At 71.7% G+C, this 13,895-nt stretch carries 14 protein-coding genes; 8 read left to right on the forward strand and 6 right to left on the reverse strand.

Translation table 11 applies throughout. The features are described from left to right. Positions 1-28: 28 nt before the first annotated feature. From ABTX18_RS15220 to ABTX18_RS15230, 3 genes are all read right to left on the reverse strand, one after another. Entirely contained in the window at positions 29-841 is an 813-nt protein-coding gene (locus tag ABTX18_RS15220; RefSeq protein WP_352123194.1) for an enoyl-CoA hydratase/isomerase family protein, read from the reverse strand. 129 nt (positions 842-970) lie between these two features. Continuing rightward, complete coding sequence (locus ABTX18_RS15225; protein WP_352123195.1) at positions 971-2,155, reverse strand: adenylate/guanylate cyclase domain-containing protein; 1,185 nt, start codon at positions 2,153-2,155, stop codon at positions 971-973. Between the two features lie 132 nt (positions 2,156-2,287). Beyond that, positions 2,288-3,151: a biotin--[acetyl-CoA-carboxylase] ligase gene (locus ABTX18_RS15230; RefSeq protein WP_352123196.1), complete on the reverse strand. Its 864-nt coding sequence runs from the start codon at positions 3,149-3,151 to the stop codon at positions 2,288-2,290. Between the two features lie 157 nt (positions 3,152-3,308). On the opposite strand from ABTX18_RS15230, the gene ABTX18_RS15235 reads away from it, so the two are divergent. The 4 genes from ABTX18_RS15235 (at position 3,309) to ABTX18_RS15250 (ending at position 5,981) form a co-directional block, all read left to right on the forward strand. Beyond that, positions 3,309-4,892 (forward strand): acyl-CoA carboxylase subunit beta, encoded by a 1,584-nt coding sequence (locus ABTX18_RS15235; RefSeq protein WP_352123197.1) that lies wholly within the window; start codon positions 3,309-3,311, stop codon positions 4,890-4,892. A 14-nt stretch (positions 4,893-4,906) separates the two neighbouring features. Then, a complete protein-coding gene (locus ABTX18_RS15240; protein ID WP_352123198.1) occupies positions 4,907-5,113 on the forward strand; it encodes an acyl-CoA carboxylase epsilon subunit in 207 nt (68 codons plus the stop codon). Positions 5,114-5,182: 69 nt separating this feature from the next. Further along, a complete protein-coding gene (mmpB, locus tag ABTX18_RS15245; protein ID WP_352123199.1) occupies positions 5,183-5,311 on the forward strand; it encodes a morphogenic membrane protein MmpB in 129 nt (42 codons plus the stop codon). 52 nt (positions 5,312-5,363) lie between these two features. Further along, positions 5,364-5,981 (forward strand): nucleoside triphosphate pyrophosphatase, encoded by a 618-nt coding sequence (locus ABTX18_RS15250; RefSeq protein ID WP_352123200.1) that lies wholly within the window; start codon positions 5,364-5,366, stop codon positions 5,979-5,981. Between the two features lie 9 nt (positions 5,982-5,990). Here ABTX18_RS15250 and ABTX18_RS15255 read toward each other — a convergent pair whose 3' ends face one another. Further along, a complete protein-coding gene (locus tag ABTX18_RS15255; RefSeq protein WP_352123201.1) occupies positions 5,991-6,440 on the reverse strand; it encodes a hypothetical protein in 450 nt (149 codons plus the stop codon). Positions 6,441-6,841: 401 nt separating this feature from the next. On the opposite strand from ABTX18_RS15255, the gene ABTX18_RS15260 reads away from it, so the two are divergent. Further along, positions 6,842-8,596 (forward strand): acetyl/propionyl/methylcrotonyl-CoA carboxylase subunit alpha, encoded by a 1,755-nt coding sequence (locus ABTX18_RS15260; protein WP_352123202.1) that lies wholly within the window; start codon positions 6,842-6,844, stop codon positions 8,594-8,596. 170 nt (positions 8,597-8,766) lie between these two features. Continuing rightward, on the forward strand, positions 8,767-9,366 hold the full coding sequence (locus ABTX18_RS15265) for a TetR/AcrR family transcriptional regulator (protein ID WP_352123203.1): 600 nt from the start codon (positions 8,767-8,769) through the stop codon (positions 9,364-9,366). 21 nt (positions 9,367-9,387) lie between these two features. On the opposite strand, the gene ABTX18_RS15270 is transcribed toward ABTX18_RS15265, so the two are convergent. Both ABTX18_RS15270 and ABTX18_RS15275 read right to left on the reverse strand, forming a co-directional pair. Beyond that, positions 9,388-10,341, reverse strand: coding sequence for a DeoR/GlpR family DNA-binding transcription regulator (locus tag ABTX18_RS15270; protein ID WP_352123204.1), 954 nt, complete (start codon positions 10,339-10,341; stop codon positions 9,388-9,390). Positions 10,342-10,528: 187 nt separating this feature from the next. After that, positions 10,529-11,968, reverse strand: coding sequence for an NAD(P)H-quinone dehydrogenase (locus tag ABTX18_RS15275; protein WP_352123205.1), 1,440 nt, complete (start codon positions 11,966-11,968; stop codon positions 10,529-10,531). A gap of 264 nt (positions 11,969-12,232) precedes the next feature. Between ABTX18_RS15275 and ABTX18_RS15280 the strand changes: the two genes are divergently transcribed. Both ABTX18_RS15280 and ABTX18_RS15285 read left to right on the forward strand, forming a co-directional pair. Beyond that, entirely contained in the window at positions 12,233-12,670 is a 438-nt protein-coding gene (locus tag ABTX18_RS15280) for a gamma-glutamylcyclotransferase family protein (RefSeq protein ID WP_136327705.1), read from the forward strand. Positions 12,671-12,825: 155 nt separating this feature from the next. Then, positions 12,826-13,650, forward strand: coding sequence for a purine-nucleoside phosphorylase (locus ABTX18_RS15285; protein WP_352123206.1), 825 nt, complete (start codon positions 12,826-12,828; stop codon positions 13,648-13,650). The last annotated feature ends 245 nt before the right edge of the window (positions 13,651-13,895 follow it).

Here is a 13,895-nt window from a genome sequence, read left to right on the forward strand (position 1 = left end):
CAGTGATCACAGCGAGTCACCTCTGGTGTCATTCCCCGGGCCAGTTCGCCTTCCGCTTCTCGTTGAACGCGGCCACGCCCTCCGCACGGTCGCCCGAGAAGGCCACCGAGCGCCACGCCGCGTCCTCGACCTCCAGCCCCGCCCGCAGATCGAGTCCGTGGCCGAGCCGCAGCGCCCGCTTGGCCGCCCGCAGCCCCACCGGCGAGTTCGACGCGATCCGGCCGGCGAGCGCGAGCGCCTCGGCCCGGTCCTGACCCTCCGCGACCAGCTCGTCGACCAGACCCAGCTCGCGCGCCTCGGCCGCCTCCACCCGGCGGGCGGTGAAGATCAGCTCGGCGGCGCGCGCCGCCCCGATCCGGCGCGGGAGCAGCTGGGTGCCGCCACCGCCCGGGATGACCCCGACGGACACCTCGGGCAGCCCCACCAGGGCGGTCGCGTCGGCGACGATCAGATCGCAGGACAGGGCCAGCTCGAACCCGCCGCCGAGCGCGAAGCCGTGCACCGCGGCGATCGTCGGCATCGGCAGTTCGAGCACCCCGGTGTAGGCGGCGCGTGCGGTGGGCCGCTGGCGCACCAGGTCGGCGTCGGTGAAGGAGTTGCGCTCCTTGAGGTCCGCGCCCACGCAGAAGGCCCGCTCGTGGCTGGAGGTGAGCACGGTGACCCGGACGTCCGGGTCGGCGGCGAGCGCGGCACAGGCGGCGCCGATGGACCGGGCCATGTCCGTGGACACGGCGTTCATGGCCTTCGGCCGGTCGAGGACCAGCTCGGCCACATGCTCCAGGCCCTCGTGGCCCCGTACGACGACGAATTCCCCGAACCGCTGCTCGGACGTGACGGTCATGAATGCACCCCTGTCGGTCAACGAGTTAACGAGCGTTACCGGAGGGATCCTAGAGCTCTCCCGGGGCGGGAGGTCAGGCGCGGGTCAGGACGTGCCGGACAGGGCGCGGCAGCAGAGCCGAGGAAGCCGTCAGGACGTGCCGCGGCGGGCCAGCAGCCACGGTTCGACGATGCCGAGGCCACGCACCGGGCGCTGCCACATCGGCTGGAGCCCGTAGCGGTATTTGGGTGCGGGAGCCGGCTCCCCGCCGTCCGCGCCCTCCTTCGCGGCCCGCTCGGCGGCGGCCGCCGCCTCCTCCGCGGCCCGGGCCTCGGAAACCGGGGCGTCGCCGGTACGGGTCAGCTCCTCGGCGAACGCCCCGTCCACCAGGACGGCGTCCTTCGGAGCTATCGAGGTGAGCCGGCTGGCGAGGTTCACCGTGGTGCCGAAGACATCGCCCATCCGGGTGGTGACGGTGCCGAACGCGATGCCGACGCGCAGCGCCGGCATCGTCTCGTCGAGGGCCATCGCCTCGATGAGGCGCAGCGAGATCTCGGACGCGGTGCGCGCGTCGTCGGCGGCGAAGAGCACCTCGTCGCCGAGGGTCTTGATGAGCCGGCCGCCGTGCGCGGCGACCAGGTCGGCGCAGGTGGTCTCGAAGGACTCGACGAGTTCGCCGAGTTCCTCCTCCTCCAGGCGCCGGGTCAGCCGGGTGAATCCGACGAGGTCGGCGAAGCCGACGGCGAGGCGCCGGTCGACCATCTCCTCGTCGTCCGCGGCCTGCACGACCCGGCCCGTGGCGGCGGCGAGCTGGCGCCGCCACACGTACACCAGGAACTCCTCCAGCTCGGGCAGGAGCAGCTCGATCAGGGGGTACGTGACCTCGGTGCGGGTCATTCCCGGCTCGGGCGGCTCGGTGAGGCCCTCCAGGAAGGAATCGATCTGCCATTCGGCCAGCCGGGCGGTGGTCTGCCCGGTCGACCGGGCCACCTGGATGGCCATCGGCTCGCTGAGCAGCCCGGCCTCGACCAGGCCGGACAGCCGCCGCAGCGCGAGGACGTCGGCCTCGGTCAGCGCCTTGGCCTGGCCGATGTCGGCGAATCCCATGGCCCGCCAGAACCGGGACGCCAGGTCCATGGAGACCCCTGCGGTCCGGGCGGCCTGGAACGGCGTGTAGCGCCGGTCCGCGCCCAGGATCAGCTGTTCCAGCCGGATCGCGAGGGGATCGTCGGTCGGCTCGGCCGTGTGGTCGACTTCGTGATGCGGTGTCGCGTGGACCGAGGAGTCCGGCGAGGGCTCGTCGCCCGCTCCGGAGGTCGTGTCGTCGACGGTCACCAGCCGCCTCCTGCCCGTTCCCTGCGCACTGCCCTGCCGATCTGTCGGTGGATCGCCTCAACGATACGGCAGGTGTGCCCTACCTCACGTCGTGGAGCCGTTACCGGACGGGCGGGCCGGGTTGCGCGCCAGTCACGTCAGTCCACCCTCCGCGCCGCGCAGGTGCACGATGTCGCCCGCCGAGACCGGTTCCCGCAGGCCGTCGTCCGAGGACAGGACCAGCCGGCCGTCGCCGTCGATCGCCACCGCCTCGCCGGTGAGCGTGCGATCGCCGGGCAGCTGGGCCCGTACGGTCCGGCCGAGCGTCGCGCAGCCCGCCGCGTACGCCTCCTGGAGTCCGCTGGCGGCCGCGTCGCCGTCGGCCGCCTTCCACTGCCCGTACCACTGCTCCAGGGAGCGCAGTACGCCCCGCAGCAGCGTCTCGCGGTCGGTGGAGACCGCTCCGGCGAGGGCGAGCGAGGCGGCGGTGGGGGCGGGCAGTTCGTCGGCCCGCAGGGAGACGTTGAGGCCGATGCCGATGACGACGCCGTCGCCGGCCCGCTCGGCGAGGATGCCGCCCGTCTTGCGCTCCTGTCCTTCGACCGTGACCAGCAGGTCGTTGGGCCATTTCAGTGACGTGTCGACGCCCGCCGACCGTGCCAGGCCGGTCGCCGCGGCGACTCCGGCCAGGAGCGGCAGCCAGCCCCACCGCTGCACCGGGACGGCCCCCGGCGTCAGGTAGACGGAGAAGAACAGGCCCGAGCGGGCCGGGGCGGTCCAGGTGCGGTCCAGGCGTCCCCGGCCGGCGGTCTGCTCCTCCGCGACCAGGACGGCGCCCTCGGCCAGGGAGGCCGCGCGCCCGGCGAGGTCGGAGTTGGTGGAACCGGTGCTGTCGACGACGTCGAGGGCGCTCCACAGCCCGCCCGGCAGCAGCAGTCCGCGGCGCAGCGCGGGAACGTTCAGGGGCGGCCGGTCCAGGTCCGACCAACGGCTCTGTGGCGCATCCGAGGGTGTCATGCAAGCCACCCTAGGTGTGTCAAACGACGCACTGCCGAACGGTATCGGCGCCGATACGCTACGGATCAGTAGCCGTACGCAGTGCGGGCCGTCAGCCGTTCCGTCCGCTGACCAGCAGCACCGTCGTCCCCGTGACCAGGCAGGGAGCCGCCACCCGATGTCCGAGCCGGAAGAGACCGACATCCACACCACCGCGGGCAAGCTCGCGGACCTGCAGCGCCGCATCGACGAGGCGACCCACGCCGGGTCCGCGCGCGCGGTGGAAAAGCAGCACGCGAAGGGCAAGCTGACCGCGCGCGAGCGCGTCGGTCTCCTGCTCGACGAGGGTTCCTTCGTGGAGCTGGACGAATTCGCCCGGCACCGGTCGACGAACTTCGGCATCGAGAAGAACCGGCCGTACGGAGACGGCGTCGTCACCGGGTACGGCACGGTCGACGGCCGCCCCGTCTGCGTGTACTCGCAGGACTTCACCATCTTCGGCGGCTCGCTCGGCGAGGTCTACGGTGAGAAGATCGTCAAGGTGATGGACTTCGCGCTGAAGACCGGCTGTCCGGTCATCGGCATCAACGACGGCGGCGGCGCCCGCATCCAGGAGGGTGTCGCGGCACTGGGCCTCTTCGCGGAGATCTTCCGCCGCAACGTGCACGCCTCGGGTGTGATCCCGCAGATCTCCCTGATCGTCGGCCCGTGCGCCGGCGGCGCGGTCTACTCCCCCGCGATCACCGACTTCACCGTCATGGTCGACCAGACCTCGCACATGTTCATCACCGGACCCGACGTCATCAAGACGGTCACCGGCGAGGACGTCGGCTTCGAGGAGCTGGGCGGCGCCCGTACGCACAACACCACCTCGGGTGTGGCGCACCACATGGCGGGTGACGAGAAGGACGCCATCGAGTACGTCAAGTCGCTGCTGTCGTACCTGCCGTCGAACAACCTCTCCGAGGCCCCGGCCTTCCCGGAGGAGGCTGACCTGGCGGTCAGCGACGAGGACCGCGAGCTGGACACGCTCATCCCGGACTCGGCGAACCAGCCGTACGACATGCACACCGCGATCGAGCACGTGCTGGACGACGGCGAATTCCTGGAGACCCAGGCCCTGTTCGCGCCGAACATCCTCACCGGCTTCGGCCGGGTGGAGGGGTATCCGGTCGGCGTCGTCGCCAACCAGCCGATGCAGTTCGCCGGTTGCCTGGACATCAACGCGAGCGAGAAGGCCGCGCGGTTCGTCCGCACGTGCGACGCCTTCAACGTGCCGGTGCTGACGTTCGTCGACGTCCCGGGCTTCCTGCCGGGCGTCGACCAGGAGTACGGCGGCATCATCCGCCGCGGCGCCAAGCTGATCTACGCGTACGCGGAGGCGACCGTCCCGCTGATCACGGTGATCACCCGCAAGGCGTTCGGCGGCGCGTACGACGTCATGGGCTCCAAGCACCTGGGCGCCGACATCAACGTCGCCTGGCCGACCGCGCAGATCGCGGTCATGGGCGCGCAGGGCGCCGTCAACATCCTGCACCGCCGCACGATCGCCGCCGCGGAGGACCAGGAGGCGACCCGCGCCGAACTGATCGCGGACTACGAGGACGCGCTCCTCAACCCGTACGTCGCGGCCGAGCGCGGCTACGTCGACGCGGTGATCATGCCGTCGGAGACCCGGGCCCATGTGGTGAAGGGGCTGCGGCAGCTCCGCACCAAGCGGGAGTCCCTGCCCCCGAAGAAGCACGGCAACATCCCCCTCTAGAAAGGGTCCTGGCCATGATCAAGGTCGTACGGGGCAACCCGACCCCTGAGGAGCTGGCCGCCGCACTGGCGGTGGTCCGGGCGCGCGCCGCGGCGGTGTCCGCCGAGCCGTCCGGCGCGCCGGAGCTGCCCGCGCAGTGGTCCGACCCGGCCGGGCTGGCCCGGCGCGCCGGCCACCTGCCGGGACCGCGCGCCTGGGCACGTACGTACTGGCCCGCTTAGGGGCGCGTGTGGCGGCGGTTGAGTACGCGTACTCAGGCGCCGCCACGGCTCGCGCGGCAGGATCGGATCATGTTGTGGTCCGACCCCGAGAACGAGCCGCCGAAGGAACTGCGCGACGCCCAGGAGATGCTGCGGCGCGCCGGTCTGGTGCTCGCGCTGGCCATGGTGGTCGCGATGTTCGTCCTGGGAATCCACTGACCTGCCGAGCCGCGCCAAGGGCGGCGCACCGCGCAGGCGGCCGATTTGTACGATGGCCCGCATGACTGATCCCGCGCCCCGCCGCCTCGTGCTCGCCTCACAATCACCCGCCCGCCTCGGCCTTCTGCGCCAAGCGGGCTTCGCGCCCGAGGTGATCGTCAGCGGGGTCGACGAGGACGCGCTGAGCGCGCCGACACCGGCCGAGCTCGCGCTGGTCCTGGCCCGGGCCAAGGCCGCCGCCGTGGCCGCCCGTCCGGAGGCCGCCGGGGCGCTGGTCATCGGCTGCGACTCCGTACTGGAACTGGACGGCGAGGCGCTCGGCAAGCCGGCCGACGCCGAGGAGGCCACGGCCCGCTGGAAGTCCATGCGCGGCCGCTCCGGGGTCCTGCGGACCGGCCACAGCGTGATCGACACCGCGAGCGGGCGCACCGCCGCCGCGACCGCGTCGACGACGGTCCGCTTCGGTGAGCCCTCGGACGCCGAGGTCGCCGCCTACGTGGCCTCCGGCGAGCCGCTGCACGTGGCGGGGGCCTTCACCCTCGACGGGCGTTCCGCGCCGTTCGTGGACTCCATCGACGGGGACCCGGGCAATGTCATCGGGCTCTCGCTGCCGTTGCTGCGGCGGCTGCTGGGCGAGCTCGGGATCCAGGTCACCGACCTCTGGGTCTGAGGGACCCGTTCAGGCGGGGGCGGGGGCCGCCGGCTGCTCGGGCTCGGCACCGGTGGCCGGTTCCTCGTCGCCGGGCCCGTACGCCACCAGGGTCAGCACGATCAGGCCGAGCACCACCATCATGAAGGCGAACGCCGGCCAGCCCACCAGGCCGACCGTCAGCGCGCCCAGGACCCCGTGGACGACCGCGCAGCCGATGAGCACGATCCGGGCGACGCGCCCCGGGGCCCGGTCGCGGATGCCGGCCAGCAGGAGCAGCACGCCGCACAGCACCAGGAAGAGTCCCGAGACGGCGCCCAGCGCCCAGGTGCCCTTGGACATGACATCGGGGTCCGTGCCCGCCAGGGACATGTCCTGGTTCTTCACGACCGTCCCGAGGACCACGTTGACGATCACGATGCCCACGGCCTCCGCGAACAGCACGAGCGCGGCTATGAAGGCCACCGGTCTGCGGACCATGGAGCTCACCCCCTGTTACCTGCAGTATCTGCGATAGCGCGGACCCTACTAACGGGTAATGCCCACGACAAGGGGTTGGGCGGCCCCTTCACATCCCGGACGCCGCGGCGTCGCACTCCTGTTGTGCACGCCCGGGTGTGCCGCGCAAAGAATCTCGCGTCGCTTAGTAGGAAGCCGACAAAGAATCACGGGGGGTCGCTGCCCGTGCCGACAGAGACCTGGACCACACCTCGTGGCTACTGTGCGGTCATGGTCCCCGGCGTACCGTGGTGCCACAAGGGATTTCGCGACTCGAGAATGCCTCGAATCACACTCCGTGTGGGCAAGCTCACGAGTGGGGACGGGTCGTTAGGCCGTGTCGGTTGTCCCTAAACTCAGCTTGTTTCAAGGAGGGAGCCATCGTGCGCAAGGTGCTCATCGCCAACCGTGGCGAAATTGCTGTCCGTGTTGCCCGAGCTTGCCGGGACGCGGGAATCGGGAGCGTGGCCGTCTACGCAGACCCGGACCGCGACGCTCTGCATGTGCGTGCGGCCGACGAGGCATTCGCCCTGGGCGGTGACACCCCGGCCGCCAGCTATCTGGACATGGCCAAGGTGCTCCAGGCGGCCAAGGACTCGGGGGCGGACGCGATCCACCCGGGTTACGGCTTCCTGTCGGAGAACGCCGAGTTCGCCCAGGCCGTGCTGGACGCCGGTCTCACGTGGATCGGCCCGCCGCCGCAGGCGATCCGGGACCTCGGTGACAAGGTCGCCGCCCGTCACATCGCCCAGCGCGCAGGCGCCCCGCTCGTGGCGGGGACCCCCGACCCGGTCGAGGGTTCCGCCGAGGTCGTCGCCTTCGCGAAGGAGCACGGGCTGCCGATCGCGATCAAGGCCGCGTTCGGCGGTGGCGGGCGCGGGCTCAAGGTCGCGCGCACGCTGGAGGAGATCCCGGAGCTGTACGACTCCGCGGTCCGCGAGGCCGTCGCCGCGTTCGGGCGCGGGGAGTGCTTCGTGGAGCGCTACCTCGACAAGCCGCGCCACGTGGAGACCCAGTGCCTGGCCGACACCCACGGCAACGTCGTCGTCGTCTCCACCCGTGACTGCTCGCTGCAGCGCCGCCACCAGAAGCTGGTCGAGGAGGCCCCGGCCCCCTTCCTGTCCGACGCGCAGAACGCGGAGCTGTACGCGGCGTCCAAGGCGATCCTGAAGGAAGCCGGCTACGTCGGCGCCGGCACGGTCGAATTCCTGGTCGGCACGGACGGCACGATCTCCTTCCTCGAGGTCAACACCCGCCTCCAGGTGGAGCACCCGGTGACCGAGGAGGTCACCGGCATCGACCTCGTACGCGAGATGTTCCGCATCGCCGACGGCGAGGAGCTCGGCTACGGCGACCCGGAGATGCGGGGCCACTCCTTCGAGTTCCGGATCAACGGCGAGGACCCGGGCCGCGGCTTCCTGCCCGCCCCCGGCACCGTCACCCTCTTCGCCCCGCCCACCGGCCCCGGCGTCCGCCTCGACGCGGGCGTGGAGTCCGGCTCGGTCATCGGCCCCGCCTGGGACTCCCTGCTCGCCAAGCTGATCGTGACCGGCGCGACGCGCGCACAGGCGCTCCAGCGCGCGGCCCGCGCCCTGGCCGAGTTCAACGTCGAGGGCATGGCCACCGCCATCCCCTTCCACCGCGCGGTCGTCGCCGACCCGGCGTTCACCAGTGACCCGTTCCGTATCCACACCCGCTGGATCGAGACGGAATTCGTCAACGAGATCAAGCCGTTCGCCGCTCCGGCCGACACGGAGACGGACGAGGAGTCCGGCCGCGAGACGGTCGTCGTCGAGGTCGGCGGCAAGCGTCTCGAGGTCTCACTGCCCTCCTCGCTCGGCATGAGCCTGGCCCGCACGGGGCTCGCGGCGGGCGCCAGGCCCAAGCGCCGCGCGGCCAAGAAGTCCGGCTCGGCGGCCTCGGGCGACACCCTCGCCTCCCCGATGCAGGGCACCATCGTGAAGATCGCCGTCGAGGAAGGCCAGGAGGTCAAGGAGGGCGACCTGATCGTCGTCCTGGAGGCCATGAAGATGGAGCAGCCCCTCAACGCGCACCGCGCCGGCACCATCAAGAGCCTCGCCGCCGAGGTCGGCACCTCGGTCTCCTCCGGCGCCGTCATCTGCGAGATCAAGGACTGATCCGCGGCATCCGTCGCATCTGTTCCACCGGCGCCCCGCTCACGTCACGGACGTGAGCGGGGCGCCGGTCATTGCGGGGGTGCGGCTCGGGCCGTCCAGCGTTACGGAGGGCACCTCCGGTTGCGCGATGGCATCCTGGACCCCGGGGCGGACACAGGGAGGACTGCGCGATGGCGATGAGTACGGCAGGGACACCGGCCCGCGCGCCGGACCGGCCCATGCGCGCCGACGCGCGCCGCAACTACGACCGGCTGCTGGCCGAGGCCCGCGACTCCTTCGCCGAGCACGGCACCGACGCCTCCCTGGAGGACGTCGCACGACGGGCCGGCGTGGGCATCGGCACGCTGTACCGGCACTTCCCGACCCGGCACGCGCTGATGAGCGCGGTCTTCCAGGAGGCGGTGGCCTCCCTGATCACCCGCTCCCGCGAACTGGCGGAGGTGGAGCAGCCGTGCACCGGCCTGGTGGAGTGGCTGGGCGCGCTCATCACTCATGCGGGTGAGTACCGGGGGCTTGCCCAGGCACTCATGTCGACGTGCCGGGACGAGACCTCGGCCCTGTCCCCGTGCAACGTGCCGTTGCGCGAGGCCGGTTCGGCGCTACTGGCCCGGGCGCAGGCGAGCGGGGCGGTGCGGGCCGAGGTGTCCATAGGCGACCTGATGCAGCTGACGAACGCGATCGCACTGGCCGCCGAGCAGTTCCCGGACGATCCGGAACTGGCGGACCGGCTGCTGACGCTGACGGTACGGGGGCTGAGCTGCGGGGCCTGAGCCCTGCGGCCGGCGCGCCCGCTACCGCCGCCGCAGGTCCGCCACCCGAGCCCGCTCCCCCTGGCCCCCCTGCTCGGCCAGCACCGAAGCCCCCCGCAACGGCTGCGCGTGCGTGCGCCGCTGCCCCGGCAGGGGCATGTCGCGACGGGCGGACCGGCCCGGCGGCCCGGCATCGGCCGAGGCGGGCCCACCTCCCGCACCCGCCACCGCGATCTGCACGCCCTGGTCCGCCAGGGCCTGCAGCTCCGCGGCCGCCCGGTCGTCGTGCGCGGCCGGTTCGTCCGTCACCAGACGGGTGATGAGATCCGTCGGCACGGTCTGGAACATGGTGTCGGAGCCGAGCTTGGTGTGGTCGGCGAGGACCACCACCTCCCCCGCGGCCTGCACCAGCGCCCGGTCCACGCTCGCGGAGAGCATGTTGGACGTGGAGAGCCCGCGTTCGGCGGTGAGCCCGCTCCCGGACAGGAAGGCGCGCGAGACCCGGAGGCCCTGGAGCGACTGCTCGGCACCACTGCCCACGAGGGCGTAGTTGGAACCGCGCAGGGTGCCCCCGGTCATCACCACTTCCACCCGGTTGGCATGGGCCAACGCCTGGGCGACCAGCAGCGAGTTGGTGACCACGGTCAGGCCGGGGACCCGCGCGAGCCGGCGGGCCAGCTCCTGCGTGGTCGTACCGGCGCCGACCACGATGGCCTCGCCCTCTTCGACGAGACCGGCGGCCAGGTCGGCGATGGCCGTTTTCTCCGCGGTGGCGAGATGGGATTTCTGCGGAAAGCCGGACTCCCGCGTAAAACCGCCCGGCAAAACCGCACCGCCGTGCCGGCGGTCGAGGAGTCCTTCTGCCTCCAGTGCCCGCACGTCCCGCCGTACGGTCACTTCGGAGGTCTGGACGACGCGGGCGAGCTCACGGAGCGATACCGCCCCGTTGGCACGCACCATTTCGAGGATCAACTGACGACGTTCTGCAGCGAACACAGAACTGACAGTAACGTCACCGCACGCACGTTTTCAGCTGTTTGCGCCGAATAACAGAAGTTGTACACACAAGGGGCCGCCAAGTGGTATAGGCGGCCCCGTTGTTGTTCCGTACTGATCGAACGGCGGCAGGAGGGCCGCCTGAGTTGCCGGGGGTTGCCGCGTAATGCCGGTTTCCCCGGGACGGCTACCCCTCGCCCGCGGTCTTGCGGCTGTGCAACTGACGGGCCACTTCCGCGATCGATCCCGACAGGGACGGGTACACAGTGAAGGCCTTTGCGATCTGTTCCACGGTCAGATTGTTGTCGACCGCGATCGAGATGGGGTGGATCAGCTCGCTCGCCTTCGGCGCGACGACACAGCCGCCGACCACGATGCCGGTGCCGGGCCGGCAGAAGATCTTGACGAAGCCGTCCCGGATGCCCTGCATCTTGGCGCGCGGGTTGCGCAGCAGCGGGAGCTTGACGACGCGTGCCTCGATCTTGCCGGCGTCGACGTCGGCCTGGCTGTAGCCGACCGTGGCGATCTCGGGGTCGGTGAAGACGTTCGAGGAGACCGTCTTCAGGTTCAGCGGGGCGACCGCGTCACCGAGGAAGTGGTACATCGCGATCCGGCCCTGCATGGCGGCGACCGAGGCGAGCGCGAAGATCCCGGTGACGTCACCGGCCGCGTAGACGCCCGGCGCGCTGGTGCGGGAGACCTTGTCGGTCCAGATGTGGCCCGAGTCCTTGAGCCGGACCCCGGCCTCCTCCAGGCCCATGCCCGCGCTGTTCGGGATCGCGCCGACCGCCATCAGGCAGTGCGAGCCGGTGATGACCCGGCCGTCGGCGAGGGTCACCTCGACCCGGTCGCCGACCCGCTTGGCGGACTGGGCGCGGGAGCGGGCCATCACGTTCATGCCGCGGCGGCGGAAGACGTCCTCCAGGACGGCCGCCGCGTCCGGGTCCTCGCCCGGCAGCACGCGGTCCCGGGAGGAGACGAGCGTGACGCGGGAGCCGAGGGCCTGGTAGGCGCCGGCGAACTCGGCGCCGGTGACACCGGAGCCGACGACGATGAGCTCCTCGGGGAGCTCGTCGAGGTCGTAGACCTGGGTCCAGTTCAGGATCCGCTCGCCGTCGGGGAGGGCGTCCGGGATCTCCCGGGGGTGACCGCCAGTGGCGATCAGCACGGCGTCGGCGGTGAGCGTCTCCGCCGTGCCGTCGGCCGCGGTGACGACGACCTGGCGGGAGCCGTCGGCGGCCTGGAGGCCCTCCAGACGGCCGCGCCCGCGCATCACCCTGGCACCCGCACGGGTGACGGAGGCGGTGATGTCGTGGGACTGGGCGAGCGCCAGGCGCTTCACCCGCCGGTTGACCTTGCCCAGGTCGACGCCGACCACACGCGCCGCCTGCTCGATGTGCGGCGTGTCGTCCGCGACGATGATGCCGAGCTCCTCGTACGAGGAGTCGAAGGTGGTCATCACCTCCGCCGTCGCGATCAGGGTCTTGGAGGGCACGCAGTCGGTGAGCACGGACGCGCCGCCGAGGCCGTCGCAGTCGACGACGGTCACCTCCGCGCCGAGCTGGGCGCCCACCAATGCCGCCTCGTACCCGCCGGGTCCGCCGCCGATGATCACGATCCGGGTCACGAAAAGTCCGCCTCGCGTTTCTCGTCCCGCGGCCGTCTGCTGCCCCGGCCGGGGGTCCGGGGAGCCGCCCCGGGGGAATGCAGTACGTACTTCATTGTCCCGCACGCGCCAAGGTGCTTCGCCCCGGGGCCCTCCATACGTGCGCAGGGGCGCCCCGCACAAGGGTGGCCGCCCGTGAATCCGGGCACCATGACCGGATTGTTCCCCCGGTTGTTCCTCTCAGGAATCGACGCTCCCGCCACCACCTCCCGTACCCTCGATCTCATGTCGCTCTACGCCGCGTACGCCGGCAACCTCGACGCGCGGCTGATGACGCGCCGCGCACCGCACTCCCCGCTGCGCGGCACCGGCTGGCTGAACGGCTGGCGGCTGACGTTCGGCGGCGAGCAGATGGGCTGGGAGGGCGCGCTGGCCACGGTGGTCGAGGCGCCCCGCTCCCAGGTCTTCGTGGCGCTGTACGACCTGGCGCCGATGGACGAGGACTCCATGGACCGCTGGGAGGGCGTGGGCCTCGACATCTACCGCCGCATGCGGGTCCGGGTGCACACGCTGGACGGCGAGGAGCCGGCCTGGATGTACGTACTCAACGGGTACGAGGGCGGACTGCCTTCGGCCCGGTACCTGGGCGAGGTGGCCGACGCGGCCGATTCCGCGGGTGCGCCGCACGATTATGTGATGGAACTCCGCAAGCGCCCCTGCTGAGCGCCGCAAGCCCGCTCCGACCCGCCCCGACCCGCTCTGATCTGCGGTTTTCCAAGATCCCGACGGCTTGGCTGTACGAACGCACGAACGAACGCGAGAAGACTCTGTACGGGAGCATCTACGCGCGTAGGGATTCTGCGGTTACGCTCATCGGCGTGAACGCATCAGTTATTCCGGACCACATCCAGGGCGACCCGCACGTCGCCGCCGCCGACGCCGCCGCCCGCCTGCGCGAGCTGACCGGTGCCGAGACCCACGACGTCGCCCTCGTGATGGGCTCCGGCTGGGCGCCCGCCGGCGATGCGCTGGGCACTCCGGAGGCCGAGTTCCCGGTGACGGACCTCCCCGGTTTCCCCGCCCCCGCCGTCGAGGGCCACGGCGGCACGATCCGCTCGTACCGCATCGGCGGCAAGCGCGTCCTGGTCTTCCTGGGCCGTACGCACTTCTACGAGGGCCGCGGCGTGGCCGCCGTGTCGCACGGGGTGCGCACCGCCGTCGCCGCGGGCTGCAAGACCGTCGTGCTGACGAACGGCTGCGGCGGTCTGCGCGAGGGCATGCGCCCCGGACAGCCGGTCCTGATCAGCGACCACATCAACCTCACGGCGGCGTCGCCGATCATCGGCGCCAACTTCGTCGACCTGACCGACTTGTACTCCCCGCGGCTGCGGGCGCTGTGCAAGGAGATCGACGAGACCCTCGAAGAGGGCGTGTACGTGCAGTTCCCCGGCCCGCACTACGAGACCCCGGCCGAGATCAACATGGTCCGCGTGATGGGCGGCGACCTCGTCGGCATGTCCACCGTGCTGGAGGCCATCGCGGCCCGCGAGGCGGGTGCGGAGGTGCTGGGCATCTCCCTGGTGACGAACCTGGCGGCCGGCCTGAGCGGTGAGCCGCTGAACCACGAAGAGGTCCTGCAGGCGGGCCGCGACTCGGCGACCCGGATGGGCTCGCTGCTGGCGCGGGTCCTGGACCGGATCTGACGCCCGCCCGGCGCCTTTGCGGGGGCGCTGGCCCCCGTACCCCCGCTTCTCGGTCCCCCCGGGGGCTTGATTTTGCCCGGCCGGCGTGATGGTGACTGCCGCGGGCGAAACCCGGGGCCGCACGCCCAGCCCCCCGGCGTTCGAGGCGCGGGGTCCGGCGGCGTAGCCCCGGGTTCGGGAAGGGCGGGTAGGGGAACACAAGCGCCGCAGGCCCCACCACCCCGCACCCACACCCACACCCCCGA

The organism is Streptomyces sp. NPDC096323, from assembly GCF_040302845.1.
Taxonomy (GTDB): domain Bacteria; phylum Actinomycetota; class Actinomycetes; order Streptomycetales; family Streptomycetaceae; genus Streptomyces.

What these genes read in the sequence shown, in the direction of transcription:
- ABTX18_RS15220 (WP_352123194.1), bottom strand. Translation starts at nt 841, where the DNA reads ATGACCGTCACGTCCGAGCAGCGGTTCGGGGAATTCGTCGTCGTACGG.
- ABTX18_RS15230 (WP_352123196.1), bottom strand. Translation starts at nt 3,151, where the DNA reads ATGACACCCTCGGATGCGCCACAGAGCCGTTGGTCGGACCTGGACCGG.
- ABTX18_RS15235 (WP_352123197.1), top strand. Translation starts at nt 3,309, where the DNA reads ATGTCCGAGCCGGAAGAGACCGACATCCACACCACCGCGGGCAAGCTC.
- ABTX18_RS15240 (WP_352123198.1), top strand. Translation starts at nt 4,907, where the DNA reads ATGATCAAGGTCGTACGGGGCAACCCGACCCCTGAGGAGCTGGCCGCC.
- mmpB (WP_352123199.1), top strand. Translation starts at nt 5,183, where the DNA reads ATGTTGTGGTCCGACCCCGAGAACGAGCCGCCGAAGGAACTGCGCGAC.
- ABTX18_RS15250 (WP_352123200.1), top strand. Translation starts at nt 5,364, where the DNA reads ATGGCCCGCATGACTGATCCCGCGCCCCGCCGCCTCGTGCTCGCCTCA.
- ABTX18_RS15255 (WP_352123201.1), bottom strand. Translation starts at nt 6,440, where the DNA reads ATGGTCCGCAGACCGGTGGCCTTCATAGCCGCGCTCGTGCTGTTCGCG.
- ABTX18_RS15265 (WP_352123203.1), top strand. Translation starts at nt 8,767, where the DNA reads ATGGCGATGAGTACGGCAGGGACACCGGCCCGCGCGCCGGACCGGCCC.
- ABTX18_RS15280 (WP_136327705.1), top strand. Translation starts at nt 12,233, where the DNA reads ATGTCGCTCTACGCCGCGTACGCCGGCAACCTCGACGCGCGGCTGATG.